The 15208-nt window shown below is 64.9% G+C and carries 16 protein-coding genes and 2 tRNA genes; 7 read left to right on the top strand and 11 right to left on the bottom strand.

Annotation, left to right across the window (positions count from 1 at the left end):
- The first annotated feature begins 19 nt into the window (after positions 1 to 19).
- The 4 genes from gyrA to ASE14_RS11915 all read left to right on the top strand — a co-directional run bounded on the left by gyrA (position 20) and on the right by ASE14_RS11915 (position 3190).
- Positions 20 to 2521, top strand: a complete 2502-nt coding sequence (gene gyrA, locus ASE14_RS11900) for a DNA gyrase subunit A (protein WP_369816498.1) — start codon at positions 20 to 22, stop codon at positions 2519 to 2521.
- Positions 2522 to 2527: 6 nt separating this feature from the next.
- A complete protein-coding gene (locus ASE14_RS11905) occupies positions 2528 to 2932 on the top strand; it encodes a DUF3566 domain-containing protein (protein WP_056654760.1) in 405 nt (134 codons plus the stop codon).
- 65 nt (positions 2933 to 2997) lie between these two features.
- Positions 2998 to 3071: transfer RNA gene (locus ASE14_RS11910), tRNA-Ile, on the top strand.
- Positions 3072 to 3117: 46 nt separating this feature from the next.
- A tRNA-Ala gene (locus ASE14_RS11915) sits at positions 3118 to 3190 on the top strand.
- Positions 3191 to 3468: 278 nt separating this feature from the next.
- Here the strand turns inward: ASE14_RS11915 and ASE14_RS11920 are convergent.
- On the bottom strand, positions 3469 to 4590 hold the full coding sequence (locus tag ASE14_RS11920) for a hypothetical protein (protein ID WP_056654761.1): 1122 nt from the start codon (positions 4588 to 4590) through the stop codon (positions 3469 to 3471).
- 150 nt (positions 4591 to 4740) lie between these two features.
- Between ASE14_RS11920 and ASE14_RS11925 the strand changes: the two genes are divergently transcribed.
- Positions 4741 to 5250: a hypothetical protein gene (locus ASE14_RS11925; RefSeq protein ID WP_056654762.1), complete on the top strand. Its 510-nt coding sequence runs from the start codon at positions 4741 to 4743 to the stop codon at positions 5248 to 5250.
- A 7-nt stretch (positions 5251 to 5257) separates the two neighbouring features.
- On the opposite strand, the gene ASE14_RS20595 is transcribed toward ASE14_RS11925, so the two are convergent.
- A complete protein-coding gene (locus ASE14_RS20595; RefSeq protein WP_157372952.1) occupies positions 5258 to 5446 on the bottom strand; it encodes a hypothetical protein in 189 nt (62 codons plus the stop codon).
- Positions 5447 to 5542: 96 nt separating this feature from the next.
- Between ASE14_RS20595 and ASE14_RS11930 the strand changes: the two genes are divergently transcribed.
- Positions 5543 to 6490, top strand: coding sequence for a hypothetical protein (locus tag ASE14_RS11930; RefSeq protein WP_200953313.1), 948 nt, complete (start codon positions 5543 to 5545; stop codon positions 6488 to 6490).
- A 490-nt stretch (positions 6491 to 6980) separates the two neighbouring features.
- Here the strand turns inward: ASE14_RS11930 and ASE14_RS11935 are convergent, their stop codons facing one another.
- From ASE14_RS11935 to ASE14_RS11970, 8 genes are all read right to left on the bottom strand, one after another.
- Positions 6981 to 7769 carry a hypothetical protein gene (locus tag ASE14_RS11935; RefSeq protein ID WP_056654763.1) on the bottom strand — a complete coding sequence of 263 codons (789 nt, stop codon included), beginning with the start codon at positions 7767 to 7769 and terminating at the stop codon, positions 6981 to 6983.
- Positions 7766 to 8344, bottom strand: a complete 579-nt coding sequence (locus ASE14_RS11940; protein ID WP_056654764.1) for an RNA polymerase sigma factor — start codon at positions 8342 to 8344, stop codon at positions 7766 to 7768. Before ASE14_RS11940 ends, ASE14_RS11935 begins: the two co-directional genes overlap by 4 nt.
- Positions 8345 to 8457: 113 nt before the next feature.
- Positions 8458 to 8811, bottom strand: a complete 354-nt coding sequence (locus tag ASE14_RS11945) for a hypothetical protein (protein ID WP_056654765.1) — start codon at positions 8809 to 8811, stop codon at positions 8458 to 8460.
- Between the two features lie 181 nt (positions 8812 to 8992).
- Complete coding sequence (locus tag ASE14_RS11950; protein ID WP_056654766.1) at positions 8993 to 9871, bottom strand: serine hydrolase; 879 nt, start codon at positions 9869 to 9871, stop codon at positions 8993 to 8995.
- A 58-nt stretch (positions 9872 to 9929) separates the two neighbouring features.
- Positions 9930 to 10643, bottom strand: a complete 714-nt coding sequence (locus tag ASE14_RS11955) for a hypothetical protein (protein WP_157372953.1) — start codon at positions 10641 to 10643, stop codon at positions 9930 to 9932.
- 122 nt (positions 10644 to 10765) lie between these two features.
- Positions 10766 to 11140 carry a hypothetical protein gene (locus ASE14_RS11960; protein WP_056654768.1) on the bottom strand — a complete coding sequence of 125 codons (375 nt, stop codon included), beginning with the start codon at positions 11138 to 11140 and terminating at the stop codon, positions 10766 to 10768.
- A gap of 196 nt (positions 11141 to 11336) precedes the next feature.
- On the bottom strand, positions 11337 to 12224 hold the full coding sequence (locus ASE14_RS11965; protein ID WP_082600606.1) for an SRPBCC family protein: 888 nt from the start codon (positions 12222 to 12224) through the stop codon (positions 11337 to 11339).
- Between the two features lie 180 nt (positions 12225 to 12404).
- A complete protein-coding gene (locus ASE14_RS11970) occupies positions 12405 to 13517 on the bottom strand; it encodes a hypothetical protein (protein ID WP_157372955.1) in 1113 nt (370 codons plus the stop codon).
- A gap of 453 nt (positions 13518 to 13970) precedes the next feature.
- On the opposite strand from ASE14_RS11970, the gene ASE14_RS11975 reads away from it, so the two are divergent.
- The gene (locus tag ASE14_RS11975) at positions 13971 to 14558 is read left to right on the top strand and encodes a hypothetical protein (RefSeq protein WP_056654771.1); all 588 of its coding nucleotides are present in this window, start codon (positions 13971 to 13973) and stop codon (positions 14556 to 14558) included.
- Here the strand turns inward: ASE14_RS11975 and ASE14_RS11980 are convergent.
- Positions 14555 to 15151 (bottom strand): hypothetical protein, encoded by a 597-nt coding sequence (locus ASE14_RS11980; protein ID WP_056654772.1) that lies wholly within the window; start codon positions 15149 to 15151, stop codon positions 14555 to 14557. The two genes, ASE14_RS11975 and ASE14_RS11980, sit on opposite strands and share 4 nt — an antisense overlap.
- Between the last annotated feature and the right edge of the window lie 57 nt (positions 15152 to 15208).

The raw sequence follows: 15208 nt of genomic DNA on the forward strand, positions 1-15208 counted from the left end.
GGTCGATCTGCAGCTCGAGATGCAGCGCTCGTACCTCGACTACGCGATGAGCGTCATCGTCGGGCGCGCGCTGCCCGACGTGCGTGACGGCCTGAAGCCGGTGCACCGCCGCGTCATCTACGCGATGTACGACGGCGGCTACCGTCCCGATCGCGCGTTCTCGAAGTGCGCCCGCGTCGTCGGCGACGTGATGGGCCAGTTCCACCCGCACGGCGACACGGCGATCTACGACGCCCTCGTTCGTCTCGTGCAGCCGTGGAGCCTGCGCTACCCGCTGGCGCTCGGCCAGGGCAACTTCGGTTCGCCCGGCAACGACGGCGCGGCCGCCCCGCGATACACCGAGACGAAGATGGCTCCGCTCGCACTCGAGATGGTGCGGGACATCGAGAAGGAGACCGTCGACTTCCAGGACAACTACGACGGTCGCACCCAGGAACCGTCGATCCTGCCGGCACGGTTCCCGAACCTGCTCGTCAACGGCTCGGTCGGCATCGCGGTCGGCATGGCGACGAACATCCCGCCGCACAACCTGCGCGAAGTCGCCTCCGGCGCCCAGTGGTACCTCGAGCATCCCGAAGCCTCGCGCGAAGAGCTGCAGGAGGCGCTGATCCAGCGCATCAAGGGCCCCGACTTCCCGACGGGCGCGCAGATCCTCGGCGTCAAGGGCATCAACGACGCCTACCGCACGGGGCGCGGCTCGATCACGATGCGCGCGGTCGTCTCGGTCGAGGAGCTCCAGGGTCGCACCTGCCTCGTCGTCACCGAGCTGCCGTATCAGGTCAACCCCGACAACCTCGCGATCAAGATCGCCGACCTCGTGAAGGACGGCAAGGTCGGCGGCATCGCCGATATCCGCGACGAGACCTCGGGTCGCACGGGTCAGCGCCTCGTGATCGTGCTGAAGCGCGACGCGGTCGCCAAGGTCGTGCTGAACAACCTGTACAAGCACACCTCGCTGCAGGAGAACTTCGGCGCGAACATGCTCGCGATCGTCGACGGGGTGCCGCGCACGCTGTCGATCGACGGGTTCATCGCGCACTGGGTCGACCACCAGATCGAAGTGATCGTGCGTCGCACGCAGTACCTGCTGCGCGAGGCCGAAGCCCGCATGCACATCCTGCGCGCGTACCTCAAGGCGCTCGACGCCCTCGACGAGGTCATCGCACTCATCCGTCGTTCGCCCACGGTCGAGGAGGCCCGCGACGGGCTCATCGAACTGCTCGTCATCGACGAGCTGCAGGCGCGTGCGATCCTCGAACTCCAGCTCCGCCGTCTCGCAGCGCTCGAGCGCCAGAAGATCATGGACGAGGCCGAAGAACTGGCCCTGCTGATCGCCGATTACGAGTCGATCCTCGCCTCGCCCGAGCGGCAGCGCACGATCGTCTCCGAGGAGCTCGCCGAGATCGTCGCGAAGTACGGCGACGATCGTCGCACGCACATCATGCCGGGCTTCGACGGCGACATGTCGGTCGAAGACCTCATCCCCGAAGAGGAGATGGTGGTCACCGTCACCCGCGGCGGCTACGTGAAGCGCACGCGCAGCGACAACTACCGCTCGCAGCACCGCGGCGGCAAGGGCGTGAAGGGCGCGCAGCTGCGCGCCGACGACGTCGTCGAGCACTTCTTCGTCACCACGACGCATCACTGGCTCCTGTTCTTCACGAACATGGGCCGCGTCTACCGGGCGAAGGCGTACGAGATCCAGGAGGCCGGCCGCGACGCGAAGGGCCAGCACGTCGCGAACCTGCTCGAGATGCAGCCCGACGAGCAGATCGCCGAGATCCTCGACATCCGCGACTACGGCGTGGCGCAGTACCTCGTGCTCGCCACTCGCGAGGGCCTCGTCAAGAAGACCGAGCTGACGGCGTACGACACGAACCGCTCGCGCGGCGTCATCGCGATCAACCTGCGTGACGGCGACGAGCTCGTTTCGGCGATGCTCGCCGACGAGCACGACGAGATCCTCCTCGTCTCGAAGAAGGGCATGTCCCTGCGCTTCGAGGCGACGGATGCCGCGCTCCGGCCCATGGGTCGCTCGACCTCGGGTGTGAAGGGCATGTCGTTCCGTCCGGGCGACCAGCTGCTCGAGGCATCCGTCGTCGCAGCTTCGCTGACGGATGCCGCCGACACCGCCGACATCGACACCGCCGATGACGACGCACGATTCGTGTTCGTCGTCACCGAGGGCGGGTACGCCAAGCGCACCGCGGTCGACCAGTACCGCCTGCAGAACCGAGGCGGTCTCGGTATCAAGGTCGCCAAACTGAGCGAAGATCGAGGCGACCTCGCGGGCGCCCTGATCGTCGGCCGCGACGACGAGGTGCTTGTGGTTCTTGCCAGCGGCAAGGTGGTACGCTCTGACGTCGCCGAGGTTCCCGCCAAGGGCAGGGACACGATGGGCGTCGTGTTCGCGAAGTTCGCGAACGACGACCGGATCATCGCCATCGCGAAGAATTCCGAACGGAATCTCGTGGAGGAGGCCGCAGAGTCCGAAGCGGCCGAGCCCGCGCGAGAGGAGTAACCGTACATGAGTAGCGTCGCCGAGAAGTTGGCCCGCAAGTCCAACCGGAAGACCCCTGCCAAGCAGGTGCGCCTCCGACTGGTCTACATCGATTTCTGGTCGGCGGTGAAGCTGTCGTTCCTCGTCGCCGTGTGCCTCGCGGTCGTCAGCATCGTCGCCACGTTCCTCATCTACACGGTGCTGAACTCGACCGGCATCTTCCAGAAGATCAACGAGCTCGTGCAGGATGTCGCCGGCGCCGGAGGCGACCTGACGTCGATCCTGTCGCTCGGCAACGTCATGGGCTTCGCCGTCGTCGCAGCGCTCCTGAACCTCGTGGTCACCACGGCGCTCGGTGCGATCATCGCGGTGCTGTACAACCTGAGCGTCAAGATCACGGGCGGAATCCTCGTCGGTTTCACCAACAATTGACGCCGTTTTCGGCCCGATTCGGAGATTCCTGCCGCGTCCGGTAGTCTTTCCTTCGGCCGAAATTCGGGGATATAGCTCAGGCGGTTAGAGCGCTTCGCTGATAACGAAGAGGTCCGAGGTTCAAGTCCTCGTATCCCCACTCCGAACAATTCCATAAGAACGGGATGCCCACGTGGCATCCACCCGGGGCCTTAGCTCAGTTGGTAGAGCGCCTGCTTTGCAAGCAGGATGTCAGGAGTTCGAATCTCCTAGGCTCCACAGTCACCAGAACGCCGGAATCTCGCGCACAACCGCGGAGTTCCGGCGTTTTTCATCTCTCAAGACCACATTGTCATCGGTCAAGTGAGAGTAATTCTGTAGAAACTCGGTAGTAATTCGTGTTGACTCGCGCGCGCCCGGGCGTGCCCCATGTCCCGCGGAATCACGCGGAGCGCTGACAGCCCTATGTGCAACGTGCGCCCCAGATGCGCCCCCGGTCACACGACCGGGGGCTTCATCATTGGGTCTCGGCTAACGGATGCCGAGATCGTCGAGCATCACACCGCCGCGTTCGGACGAGGCGGCCGAGGTCGCGACCCGTTGGACGAGACCGTCGAGGGGAGGGGCGACGGAGCCGGCGCAGACGGCGGCTCGATCTGGGGCGCCGCCGGCCAATTGACCTCGTTGAACGCGATGGCGGACTGGTAAACCCCGTCGTGCTCGTGCATCGCGCCCGGCAGGTCCGGGTCGAGGCCGAACGACCCGAGGATGTCGTTCAGACGGCGACTCAATCCTCCGCTCGCCACTTCCCTCTCCACCAGGTCCTCGAGGGAGTACCAGACGCCATTCGCGCTCGAGCGGTCGTACGCGATGGCGAGGCTCGCCCCTCCGTCGAAGCTGAGGTTGAATCCCTCCACTCGACGTCCGACGTGCACGGCCAGCAGTGCAGTGATCAGACGGGTCGCCGATTCTTCCAGCGCCTTGTATTTCTGGCTCGCTTCGGCGGCTGGGATGTTCGAGTCTTTGAGCGCGGCGACGTCTTCGAGGCAGCCGGTGTAGCTCTCCTCGCAGCTGGCGAGCTCGTCGCGTGCTTCCTCCAGCCAGGCCGGGTAGAAGTCGCGGATGCGGCCAAACACCCGGAACTCCTCGATGTGGTCGAGGTCGAGCTCGCAGTTGCGGAGCGTCTTGTCGGGGTTGTTCTCCGCGATGTCGTCGAGGAGCTCGTTCATTCGTCCGACGGGGACCTCCCACACATCGAGAATCTGCGAAGTCGCAACTCCTGACGCCGTACCCGTGTCTAGGTCGATCGCGAACGCGGTCTCCGTCTCGCCCATGTGCACGAGGGTGAGGACGTCCACCTTCGCAGGGTTGAATCGTTTGGCGTCGCGTTGAGCCAGGATCGCCCAATCACCCCGGTCGTTCGACATCAGTCGGATCGACTTCGCGTTGCGGCGGACGGTCTCCTTTATGTACAGATCCGCGTCCGGGCTCTCGTCCGGGTTGAAGCGTTCCGCAACACTGATGACGTCGAAGCCGGGGTTCTGTTCGCCGAACCAGCGGGCAGACCCTTCCTCCGACAAGGCCTCCGCGATCTCCGCGGTGACAGCTTCAGCGAGAACCGCTCGAAGCGTGGGGACGGCGTTGTTCTTCCAGTCCGTGGGCATGGTTGTGATGTTCATGTGACTTCCGTTCAATAGGTGTTGATGACCGACGGTGTTGCTCATCGTTGAGCGCTCCGAACGCTACCGAGCCCCACCGACATCCCACCTGTGGGTGCGAGTACGGTGGTCGGATCGAATGGTCGGGAGGTTCGAGATGACGGTCGCGGCATGGACGATCACGGCGGTGCGGGTGTCTCCGAGACGGACGTGTCCGCGCTGGAATCTGGGTCCGGACAGGTGTCGACGAGGACCCTGGACGCGATCAACAACGCCCTCGGCATCAGACCCGTTGCTCTACCCCGCTACCTGTCCACGACCGTCGAAGTAGCGCTCGACATTCGGGACCAGCTGCGAGACGGGTCACCGGATGTGCTGCGCGTGCTCATTCAGTTCTCGGACGACCTCGCCCGAGCCTCATTCATCGAGACTTGCGTCGCGACCATCACGCCGCCGATGACCACCGGTGACAGCCACTTCGACGCAGCACTCGCCGCGCTCGTGCACCGGCACTTCGCCGGGCTGGGGATCGACCCACCCCAGTGGGCCCTCGCGACCCGAGCTCCCGCCGTTTTCTCCTCACTCGGCTACGACTGGGATGAGCATGACCGGGATGACACCGACCCGATCATCCTCGAGCACGGCGTCATTCTCCCTAATCAGACACTTCGAAGCTCCTGACGGCTCCCTAGCTGGGCGAAGGAGCCTCGTTCGCCTCTCGAAGGGCTGCGAGCAAAGTCGAGTCCTCGACCTGGAATACAAACTCGCCACGGGGCGTCAGGTTCTCGACGGTCTGCCCGAGTCGATGATCGGGGTTGGCGCGCCAGTAAGCGCCGAGCTGCTCGAGAACCTCTGGGATTCGTGCTGGATCGCGCATGCGTCCATTCTCCGGAACCCGCCCCACAGATCAACCACTCGTGGTCCCAAAGGTCCGTTTCAATCGCACGGAGACGCCCACCGATAGCATGCACCCATGGCCCAGACCGAAGAGATCGAGCACGCTGGATCGAAATTCACCCAGGTGCTGGACACAGCGGCAAAGCTGCCCGGTGTCCGGATCAACCGTGCGGCCTACCTTCGCGTGGCGCTCAAGCGCCACTGCACCGATGAACAGATCGAACGAGCCATCGCAGAGAGCCCGGCAGCTGCAGGCATACCGCTCGAGGTCCTCACAGTGGTAGCGAACACATCTATCTCCTACGAGACGACCAAGGCAACAGGTATCTCCACTCTTGCGGGAATCCCGGGCGGCTTCGCGATGCTCGGGACAATACCCGCGGACATGGCGCAGTACATCGGTCACATGCTCCGTATCGCGCAGAAGCTTGCCTATGTCTACAGCTGGCCCGATCTCTTCGCCGAAGGCGAAGAGATGGACGAGGCCACCGAGAGCATCCTCACCCTCTTCGTCGGGGTCATGGTCGGAGTCCAGATCGCGCAGAGCGGGGTGACGAAGGTTTCCGCCATGATCGCCGCGCAGGTGGTGAAGAAGCTGCCCCAGAAGGCGCTCACCCACGGTTTGATCTATCCGATCGTCAAGAAGGTCGCCGGCTACCTCGGGGTGTCGATGACCAAGAACCTCTTCGCCAGCGGAATCGCGAAAGCTATCCCTGTTCTCGGTGCCGCGCTCTCGGGCAGCCTCACACTGGCCACGTTCCTCCCCATGTCGAAGCGGCTGCAGAGGCACCTGGCCAGCTTGGAACTCACCAAGCCCGGACACCGAGCTGACCAGCCGGAGACTGGCGACGAGGACTTCACGCTGGTTATGGAGGAACGCCCGGATGACGAGGTCGAGCGGTCAGCGTTGACCGATCCCGATCCCGATGTCGCAGAGCTGAACGCAGCGAAAGACGCTGAGGACGCCGCACGCGTCTCGATCGACAGGCTGCGTGCTGAGCTGGAAACGACAGAGCGGAGCTGAGCAGGCGTCGTTGCCCGATCGCCGCCCCTCGTCCCGTGCTCGTTGGGCATGTCCCACCCGCAGCCACGCACTCACGCGTCTGCTTGCCATGCAGCGACACCCCATTGCCGTCGCCGGTGAAGCCCCGGCTGATCGCCCAGGCCGTCGCGAAATCCTCGATCGCGTCCTGGGATGCAGGGTCGTAGAGCGTTGAGCACATCGGTCCCACCGCGTGGCGACCTCGTGAGCGATCAGGTTCTTGGATAGAGGCGACGGCCACTGTTCGGCGACGCTGTTGCTCAGCGTAATGATGGCCGTCCCCGCCTCCCCGCTGCTCCACTGAGTGCGTCCACCCACACTGCCGCCCCACCCGAAATCGCTGACCACCGGTGCCCAGCTGAACTGCAGCAGCATGTCTCCAGCCAGTGACCGGGCGAATGCTAACTAACGTGCGCTGCCTCGAACGCACTGTCCGCGGTCTCGACCGATTCGTACCGCGGGTGCTCGCTCGTCAGTCGCTGTCTGTCGAAAACGGCAGGCTCCTGGGGATCTTGGTCTCGTCCAGGGGGATGTTCTCGGCGATCTGGATAGGTTGCTGGCCGACGACCGTGGTGCCGTCGGATTCGTAGACGTTGATGAACCCTTCCTGTTCCATGGCCATGACATCTTCGCTGAACACGTAGCCCCATTCGCCGTTGGAGGCGATCGCGGGAGTGAGGTCGGGGACACCGTTGACGTTGGGGACGCCGTAGCTCTGTCCGTTGGCGTTGACGCCCCACTCTGTCGTCGTCGAGGTCGCGTACTGTGCCGTGGCTTTCCAGGTTGTGCCAGGGTCGGCCGCGATCGTGATCGAGGTCGTGCCCGCGAGTGGAGGTAGGCCGTTCTCGATGTGGGTGGTCCGCTCAACGACCGCGCAGTCCATCCCAACCGTGTCCGGTCCTTCGTATCCCGCGCCGGGAACGGTCTGCAGGAAGACCATCCCGTCGTCGCTGACGCAGGTGAGGTCGACGATCACAACGGTCGCATTCGCTGGGGCGAAGCCGAGGTCGATACTCGCGGTGCCGGTGTTCGTCGCACTGACGATGTCCCCAAGCGGGGCGACGGTCGTCGTCCCGGGGAGGCTGTTGACGATGACGGCTGCACCAGTGGTGGCGCCGGCTACGACGACCGCGCTGAGACTCCATGCAACAGTGCGGACGCGGCGTTGGCGTCGCTGCAACCGGCTGTTGTTGGTGCCGATCGCCGTGAGTTCCGCCCGAACGCCTCGGGCGAAGGCGGCATCCATCTCGGTCGTGCTCATGGGAGGTTCCCTTCTACAGCGGGTTGGAACGTGGGGTTGAGGTCGTGCAAGTCGACGCGCAGCCGTTGTCGAGCACGGTGGAGTCGCATGCGCGCGGTGGACGGCTTGAGCCCGACGGCTTCGGCGGCCTCGGCCAGCGGCAGATCCTCGAGAGCCGTCAGTACGAAGAGGGCGCCGTCGACAGGGGAAAGGGCCTGCAGCGAGTCCCTGAGCCGTTGCCGCGTCTCCACCGACTCCCCGCTGGGCGCTGGGACTGTTGCCTCCCGCGGCATCGTGCGAAGGATTCGCTGATATCGCGAGCTCGACCGCTGAGCGTTACGCGACAGGTTGACGGTCGTGACCAGCAGCCAAGGCAGGACCGACCCCTGGACCGGGCGCACCGCACGACGCTTCCGCCACAGTTCGAAGAACGCGGCGGCCGCGACATCCTCGGCATCGTGCGTGTTCGCCATGAGACCGAGCGCCCGCCGGTAGACCCGATCGCGGTGTCTGTCGAACAGGAGCCCGAACGCGTCACCATCGTCGCGACGTGCGCGGTCCCACAATGCGCCCTCGGCGTCTTCGGAAAGTTCCATCACATTAGAGGATGTCCGTACGGACGAGATTCTTCCCAGATTCGTGGACCACGAATGTGGGCGTCGCTGAGGGGCCAGAAGGGAATCCGTACGCTACAGCCTCGAGGGTCCGGTCAGGAACCGAGCGACATCAAGCAGTGCTGAAGGGCTAGGTCGGACGCGGTCAGCGAATACCAGCGGTCTGCCTGGGCCGATCGGTCTCGTGGCGCGACCTCGTCCGGTCTCGCGAGCGTGGAGTTCTCGTGGTTCTCCGTCGGGGCCGCACGTGCCGCTTCGGCCTCGGCCTTCACGCTTGGGTCTGAGCAGGCGTCGCTGGGAACATCCCACGGCCCGGGCTCAGAATCGGTTGTCGCCGCTACCACATCGAGGTTCGACGGGATCGCTGAGGAGATGACGAACGTCGCGGCAAGTGCCACCAGGCCGGCACCCATGAAAAGCAGGAAGCCCTTGGTACCCGTTGCTCTCATGCCTCCTCCTTCGCTGCATCGCTGGTGGCGTACTGGATCTCGACCCTATCCCGTCGTACCGTCCCCCTCGGTCGCGACTATGAGTGAAGGTGCTCCTCGGAGGCTACGAGGTGCGTCGCGGCGACGACAAGGTACCTACGTACCTCTTCCGTGGACCCGACCTCGTTGTAGTCCCTCTCGGTCAGTCGCCGCCGAGGGCCTTCGATGCGATCTGGACGAGGCGATGGTCGTGGGTCTCCTCGTGCGCGGTGATAGTGACGACTGCATCGCGCTTCGCGTCGACGTAGACGTACTGGCCGTAGAGTCCGTCAAGTCGCCAGCCGTCGCCCGGCCCCGCCCACGCAGCGATGCCGTAGCGCGACGAGTCTCCGTTCCACCCCGTCGGTACCCACTCTGTGTGCATTGCGTCGATCCACGCAGCATCCACGATCCGATGCCCTCGCCACTCGCCGCGGTCACGGAGCACACGGCCGATGCGGGCGAGCTCCTCGGTCCGCAGCTCGAGGCCGGTACCGCCCACGATCCAGCCCAGCGGGCAGCGATGCCATTGCGGATTGTGGATGCCGAGTGGCTCGAACAGTCGCGGCAGGAGCCAGTCCCGCACGTCGCCGACAATCGTCCCCAACATCCGCATCGCAACGTAAGTGCTCGCGTCGGAGTACTGGTAGACCTCACCTGGTCCGCGTGTGGGGCGGCGCAGCATCTCCTGCGCAAGATCCGGCCACGGCACCTCCTGATTGCCCCACCACTCGAAGTCGATCCCGCTCGTCATCCTGAGCAGGTGGCGCAGCGTCACTGCATCGACGCCATCACCGAGCTGCATGGTTGGCAGAACCTCCGCGACGCGAGTGTTGAGAGAGAGCATTCCGGCGTCCACCGCGATCCCGGCTGCAAGCGCGCTCACTCCCTTCGATACGGAGTAGAGGTGCACTCGATCGTCACTGCGCCAGCGATGCTGCGCCTCATCATCGCCGATGAGCACATGCACGCCGTACGCGCCCAACTCCTCGTCGTCGATGGCAGTCACGATTCGGTCGAGGATGGATGCGGCTGACGTCACCCCTCGAGGCTAGCCATGTTGTTGAACGTGGCGCGGTTCGTGTCGGCCACCGTGCGGATCAGGCGCCCTGCCGTCGCCTCGACCCCACCACGCCGCCCTTCGCGAGGTTCATGTACCAGTTGTAGAGGTCCGACTGCTCGGCCTGGAGCTCGACGTACAGCTTCCGGGCTTCTGCCCGCTCCGAGAGCAGTAGATATCGCTCGTCGCCGAGGACGGCGCCGACGGTCCTCGAGAACACCTCGTAGTAGTCCTGATCCGCGGCATCGACCACTGCGCGCGCATCGTCGAGGTAGGACTGCATGATGGGGAGGTACCGGCCACCAGCAAGGCGTGCTTCGGCCATGCGCCGGGATCGGCCCGCGAAGACAGCGAGCCATCGGGTGAACTCGCGGGCGAACTCCTGAGCCACAGCCGCCGTGTTCGCAGCGTGACTCGACCCAGCATCCGAGCCGACGAAGGCAAGTGCGAATCCTTGTTCGAGCGCGGCCGGCGTGTAGTCAGCGCGACGGATCTCACGGTCGCTGCCAGGCAGGCTCACGAGGTACCCCTCGCGATACCTGTCCGCGAACGGGTCCCGCAATGAGCGCGGCACGGCCTCCCAACGGTCGACCGCCGCCCATCCGATCAGGATGTCCGTCGTCCGCTCGACCTCGTCCACACGTGACTCGGCGACGGCGAGGATCGTGTACCAGTCGGCGCGGAGCTCGAGCAGAACACGTCCGTCATGAAGCACGGTCGCATGGATGGACTTCGGCTGTCGGCGGGGTTGCATCACAACAGGGTAGGGCGCTGCGCTGACGAGGGTGACCTGGCCGGCAAAGCCGCCGCTATCGACTTCCGTCCCGGTCGGCGCCAACGCTGAGCACTGGGTGCAAACACCTACTGCCGTTTGCCCTAACCTGCCTCAGTCGGGGGCATGCGGAGCATCTCGAGTTCGCGGATTTGATCACGCACTGACTCGATAACTGACGCATCGTTGTCCCAGAGCTCCAAGAACTCCTCGCCTTCGTCTGTGTCGGGATCGATCATCGCAGTGAGAAGCCCGATGCCCTCAGCGAGGAACCCGTCGAGCGTGTCGAGATCTCCGGGCCAGATCATGGGACGGCCCAACTTCTGCAGTACCCAACATGCTGCCCGGATTGCGTCATAGTCATCGGTATAGGCGAATGCGGCAGTGATCTTCGCGTCCGCGTTGATCCCTTCGAAGAATCCCGCGAACCAATCGGCCGCACCATCGGAGCTCCAAGGCTCCGTGCCCCATGCGCCCATTGCACCCTCCAAACGAATCGCGTATTCAGCTCCTGAAACGATACCGGCAGCCCCGAGAGCGTGATCACGATCCCGTCCCCGACGAGGCTGACGCCCGCGATCGCGCGCTGCTGGTTGGCGCCGCGGGTCTTTCACCCCGAACCGCGGCACAAGCTCGTCCCCGGGCGACGAAACCCTGTAGCCAGGGGTGCTGAGCCTAGATCAGGGTGGCCGATCGGCGAGCTTCGACCAGCGCAGGAATACCGTCGCTGAAGAACACGAGGCCGTCCTCGTCGCCGTTCTCCACTCGTCCGACGATCTTTCTCATGGCCAGCACCTCGAGCTGGAAGTCTGGCTCGCCGATGACGAGGATCCACGGATTCTCGCCATCCCTGCGGCGGTACTCGCCGCCGAACTCTCGGCGCAGCGTCTCGAAGACGTACGCGGAAACGAGCAGCTGCTCATCCGCCGGCAGCGTATCTCCGCGACGGTGGAGCTCGCCGAGTATGTCGTCGACGGTGCGGAGCGAAGCCCGCGAGTAGTCCAAGCCGGCGCGCGCCTCGGGATCAGCAGTGTCCAGCACGAAGGAAGCGGCGTACGCGGCCATCGCCTCCCGCTGAACTCCGTCTTCCCGTGTCACCGAGCGAGCAAGCGACTCAAGAGACTTGCCCGCGTCGTTTCCAAACTTCGCGAGCAGTCCGGTCAGGAGCAACAGCCACGAGATGGCCTGCTGCCCGGGCTCGCCCGCGAACGTCGGCGCGAACACGATCCGCTCCTGGAGCTCGGTGCGTACGCCGTCGATCGGCGTCAGCGTGTACTCGACGGTCTGTTTGATGCCGCGCTGCTTCGTGCTCAGGCGAAGTCGCCGAAGTCGATCGACGGTGACGAGCTTGCACAGGACGCGGTCATCGTCGCACTCGGGTCCGTGCGTCTCGGTCCAGGTCTCTCCGGCGACGCCTTGCAGCGAACCCCCTGGTTCAACAGTCACAGGATGCTCAGCGAACACAGACATCGCGCTGGGATCCAGCAGGATCGGCCAGAGCTGATCCGGCGTTGCCTCGATGCTTCGACTGTTCGTGAACGAGCGATATCCCATGGGCAACATGGTCACATGTCTCGTGTCGTGCTCGGCGGCGACTTCTTGTCGGGCTGCGTGGATTCACCGGCCGTCGGACTCCGGTCGCGGCGATGCTGAGGCCCGACGAACGGGTCCGTCGGGCCTCAGTGACTCGTTGAGCGATTCCCTGCAGGATCCCTGCCGGTTGACCTGACAGAATTCCGCGACTCAGCGGTCGAGGAACCACACGAGCGCATGGGGGAACGCAAGCATGAGCGCGCACACACTCGCGAAGGCGAGCGTGATCCAGATGGTGGAACGGAGGCGGAGTCTCGTTCCCGCGGTGGCGATCTGCGTTCGCGGGTTCGCGGCTCGTGGGTCCGTGTAGGACTTCGCCTGATGGCCGAGTTCGCGCCCGATAAGCTCCGAGAAGTAGAGCATCGCGGTGTATTCGGCCCGATCGGAGCTCTTTCGGAAACGACGTGACGCGACCACGAGGCGGGCGTCGACGATTTCGATGTCCCAGCGGCGCCCGTGGTCGATGAGGCACACCATCACGTCGGGCGTCAGTAGCTGCAGGGCATCCCGCTCGTACCCGACCGGCACGTACACCGAGAATTGACGGTCGAAGTCGCCCTCGAGTGAGAGATGCTGCGTGCCCGGCAGCAGCGCGCGCAGGCTGCCGTTGCCGCGGGCATCGATCATGAGGTGCGGGAGCCGACGGGGCAGTGTCATCTCCATGTAGCGGAACGCGCCGCGCGGCCCCCTCGGGTCGTTCTTCCCGCCGGTATAGCTCGCCACAGCGATCTGCAGGGGCGGGAACCGTGTCTCCGTGCTCTGCCACAGCGCGAAGCCGGCGCGGAACAGCGAGGGCCGAGTTGGGTCGGAATCCTCACGGCGGCGGCCCTGCGGGCTCGCAGCGTCTCGTCCCCCGCCGAACAGGATCCCCAGGCGTTCCGGCGCGAAGCCGAATCGCGAGTACATGAGTCCGCGTTGCCGCGCGAAGCGGGCGATGGCGATGCCACGACGCGTGTCTCCCGGCATCGAAAGGAGCGCCCACGCCCAGATCAGCAGTCCCACGCAGAGCAAGCCGGCCGCGACGATCAACAGACCCTGGATCCAGGCGATCCAATCAGGCAGGGCGATCCGCCATGGGAACTCCATTCCCAGACTCGACCAGAGCACGGATACGGCGACCGCGAGGAACAGCAGCAGCACGCCCTTGGCCGCCGACCGGAAGACGTCTGGCGCTTCGGCCCGCACATCGGCCCAGCTCACGTGCCGGGGCCATTCCTCGCGGAACTGTGCAAGGCGCCCGTCCTCCTCAGTGTCTCCGGTCACCGCCAAACGGTATCAGGACGGGCGCGCAGGTCACCGAAGCACTCCGGGATCGAGGTTTGGCCGTGTACGCGACGCTCAACCGAGCTGCCCTGCTACGAGATGCGAAGTGACTTGTTGACGCGGAGGTCGGACGCGGTCAGCGAATACCAGCGGTCTGCCTGGGCCGATCGGTCTCGTGGCGCGACCTCGTCCGGTCTCGCGAGCGTGGAGTTCTCGTGATTCTCCGTCGGGGCCGCACGTGCCGGCGATGTGATCGCGGCGGAAACCGATTCTGAGCCCGGGCCGTGGGATGTTCGACCTTATCCCGTCGTACCGTCCCCCTCGGGTTCATGTGCTGTTCGTGAACGAGCGATACCCCATGCACACATCGTCACTCGTCTCGTGTGATCGCCAGCAACCCCTGTGATACGCCGAACAGCGAACTCCGCAAAGCGGAGCCGACCGTAGGCTGAAATGATGTGGGAATCTCTCGGGACGGTGAAAGACGGATACCGGTTGACCATCCGCGCAACCCGAGTGTCGATGCGCCAGCTGGTTGCGATCATCGTGGGTTGCGTGGCCGTGGGAGGGGTTGCAGCCGCGGCGATCATGATCGCATTCTCGACGGGAACCGGGATCACGCTCGGCACGTCGGCCATCGTCGCAGTTGCCGGTGGGCTGGGGATCGTGCTTGTGCTCGCGTTGTTGCGAGTCTTCGTGTGGCGCAGGAAGCGCTACACCGTCGACTGGAGTGATGCTGGTCTTCGGATCCGCAGCGTCGGGCCAGAACTGATTCTCCCGTGGGCATCCATCGCGCGAATACTGGTCCGGACGGATACGGACTACGCCCGCGTTGAAATACGACGCACCGACAACACATCCGTATCGCTCCTGGCCGGGTTCGGTTCCCAAGATGTCAAGAAAGCCAATGCCATCGATCACATCCCCGCTGGGGTTGCCGAGCTCCTTCGGCGCCAGCAGTTCGTCGAGCGCCCGTCTTGCAAGCGCAACGCGCTTGGCCTGCACATCTTCATCCCGAGGCAGCCGTCGTTGCCGCGTTAGCCGCGATTCCGTCTGGGGCCGAAGATCAAGACCGGAAGAAGCGCGAGGGCGAGGAGCGGGAGGAGCACGGCCCCGATCGCGAGTACGGCGCTCAACGCGTAGTCATTGGCGCCCGATCGTCCTAGCCCGATGGTGCCGCCTATGAAGGTGTCATCCGCGATGAGGTAGTCACCTTCGGGATCCGCGGCGCCGGACCAGCACCGGACGCTGATCGGTCCGTCGGTTTGCGCGGCGATCTTGAATTGTTGCGTGAAGCCGTCTCCTGGCGTCACCCACCAGAGCGTCGTGTCCCATCCCGTCGTCGGGCCGTGAGAGAAGCCGACCTCCTCCCCGTTGCCCTGCGTTGCTGCACATTGCACGAGTCCAGGGACCGGCGCCGACGTCCAGATGCCGAGCTGGTCTCCGGCGCGCAACTGGACATCCTGTGCGGCGCCGAGCGGGATGGGGGTGGCGTTGGCAACTGATGCGGCGATCGGCAGTACCCACAGCACCCAAAGCAACGCGGCTCCGAGAATCGAACCGCCGAACATCGCCCACAGCATCGGGCGACGCTCAATCGCAACGGCCCTTCCGTCGTACGGCTTGTTGGTCATGCCTGGTCTCCGATCCACACCCTCAACATCGAAGCCCCCGGAAGCCCCCTCGGCCAC

It is taken from the genome of Agromyces sp. Root81 (genome assembly GCF_001429165.1).
Taxonomy (GTDB): Bacteria; Actinomycetota; Actinomycetes; order Actinomycetales; family Microbacteriaceae; genus Agromyces.

Bases quoted from the DNA above. Each gene is read 5' to 3' on its own strand.
- gyrA (WP_369816498.1), top strand. From the start codon at position 20: ATGCAGCGCTCGTACCTCGACTACGCGATGAGCGTCATCGTCGGGCGC.
- ASE14_RS11905 (WP_056654760.1), top strand. From the start codon at position 2,528: ATGAGTAGCGTCGCCGAGAAGTTGGCCCGCAAGTCCAACCGGAAGACC.
- ASE14_RS11920 (WP_056654761.1), bottom strand. From the start codon at position 4,590: ATGAACATCACAACCATGCCCACGGACTGGAAGAACAACGCCGTCCCC.
- ASE14_RS11925 (WP_056654762.1), top strand. From the start codon at position 4,741: ATGGACGATCACGGCGGTGCGGGTGTCTCCGAGACGGACGTGTCCGCG.
- ASE14_RS20595 (WP_157372952.1), bottom strand. From the start codon at position 5,446: ATGCGCGATCCAGCACGAATCCCAGAGGTTCTCGAGCAGCTCGGCGCT.
- ASE14_RS11930 (WP_200953313.1), top strand. From the start codon at position 5,543: ATGGCCCAGACCGAAGAGATCGAGCACGCTGGATCGAAATTCACCCAG.
- ASE14_RS11935 (WP_056654763.1), bottom strand. From the start codon at position 7,769: ATGAGCACGACCGAGATGGATGCCGCCTTCGCCCGAGGCGTTCGGGCG.
- ASE14_RS11940 (WP_056654764.1), bottom strand. From the start codon at position 8,344: ATGGAACTTTCCGAAGACGCCGAGGGCGCATTGTGGGACCGCGCACGT.
- ASE14_RS11945 (WP_056654765.1), bottom strand. From the start codon at position 8,811: ATGAGAGCAACGGGTACCAAGGGCTTCCTGCTTTTCATGGGTGCCGGC.
- ASE14_RS11955 (WP_157372953.1), bottom strand. From the start codon at position 10,643: ATGCAACCCCGCCGACAGCCGAAGTCCATCCATGCGACCGTGCTTCAT.
- ASE14_RS11960 (WP_056654768.1), bottom strand. From the start codon at position 11,140: ATGGGCGCATGGGGCACGGAGCCTTGGAGCTCCGATGGTGCGGCCGAT.
- ASE14_RS11965 (WP_082600606.1), bottom strand. From the start codon at position 12,224: ATGTTGCCCATGGGATATCGCTCGTTCACGAACAGTCGAAGCATCGAG.
- ASE14_RS11975 (WP_056654771.1), top strand. From the start codon at position 13,971: ATGATGTGGGAATCTCTCGGGACGGTGAAAGACGGATACCGGTTGACC.
- ASE14_RS11980 (WP_056654772.1), bottom strand. From the start codon at position 15,151: ATGACCAACAAGCCGTACGACGGAAGGGCCGTTGCGATTGAGCGTCGC.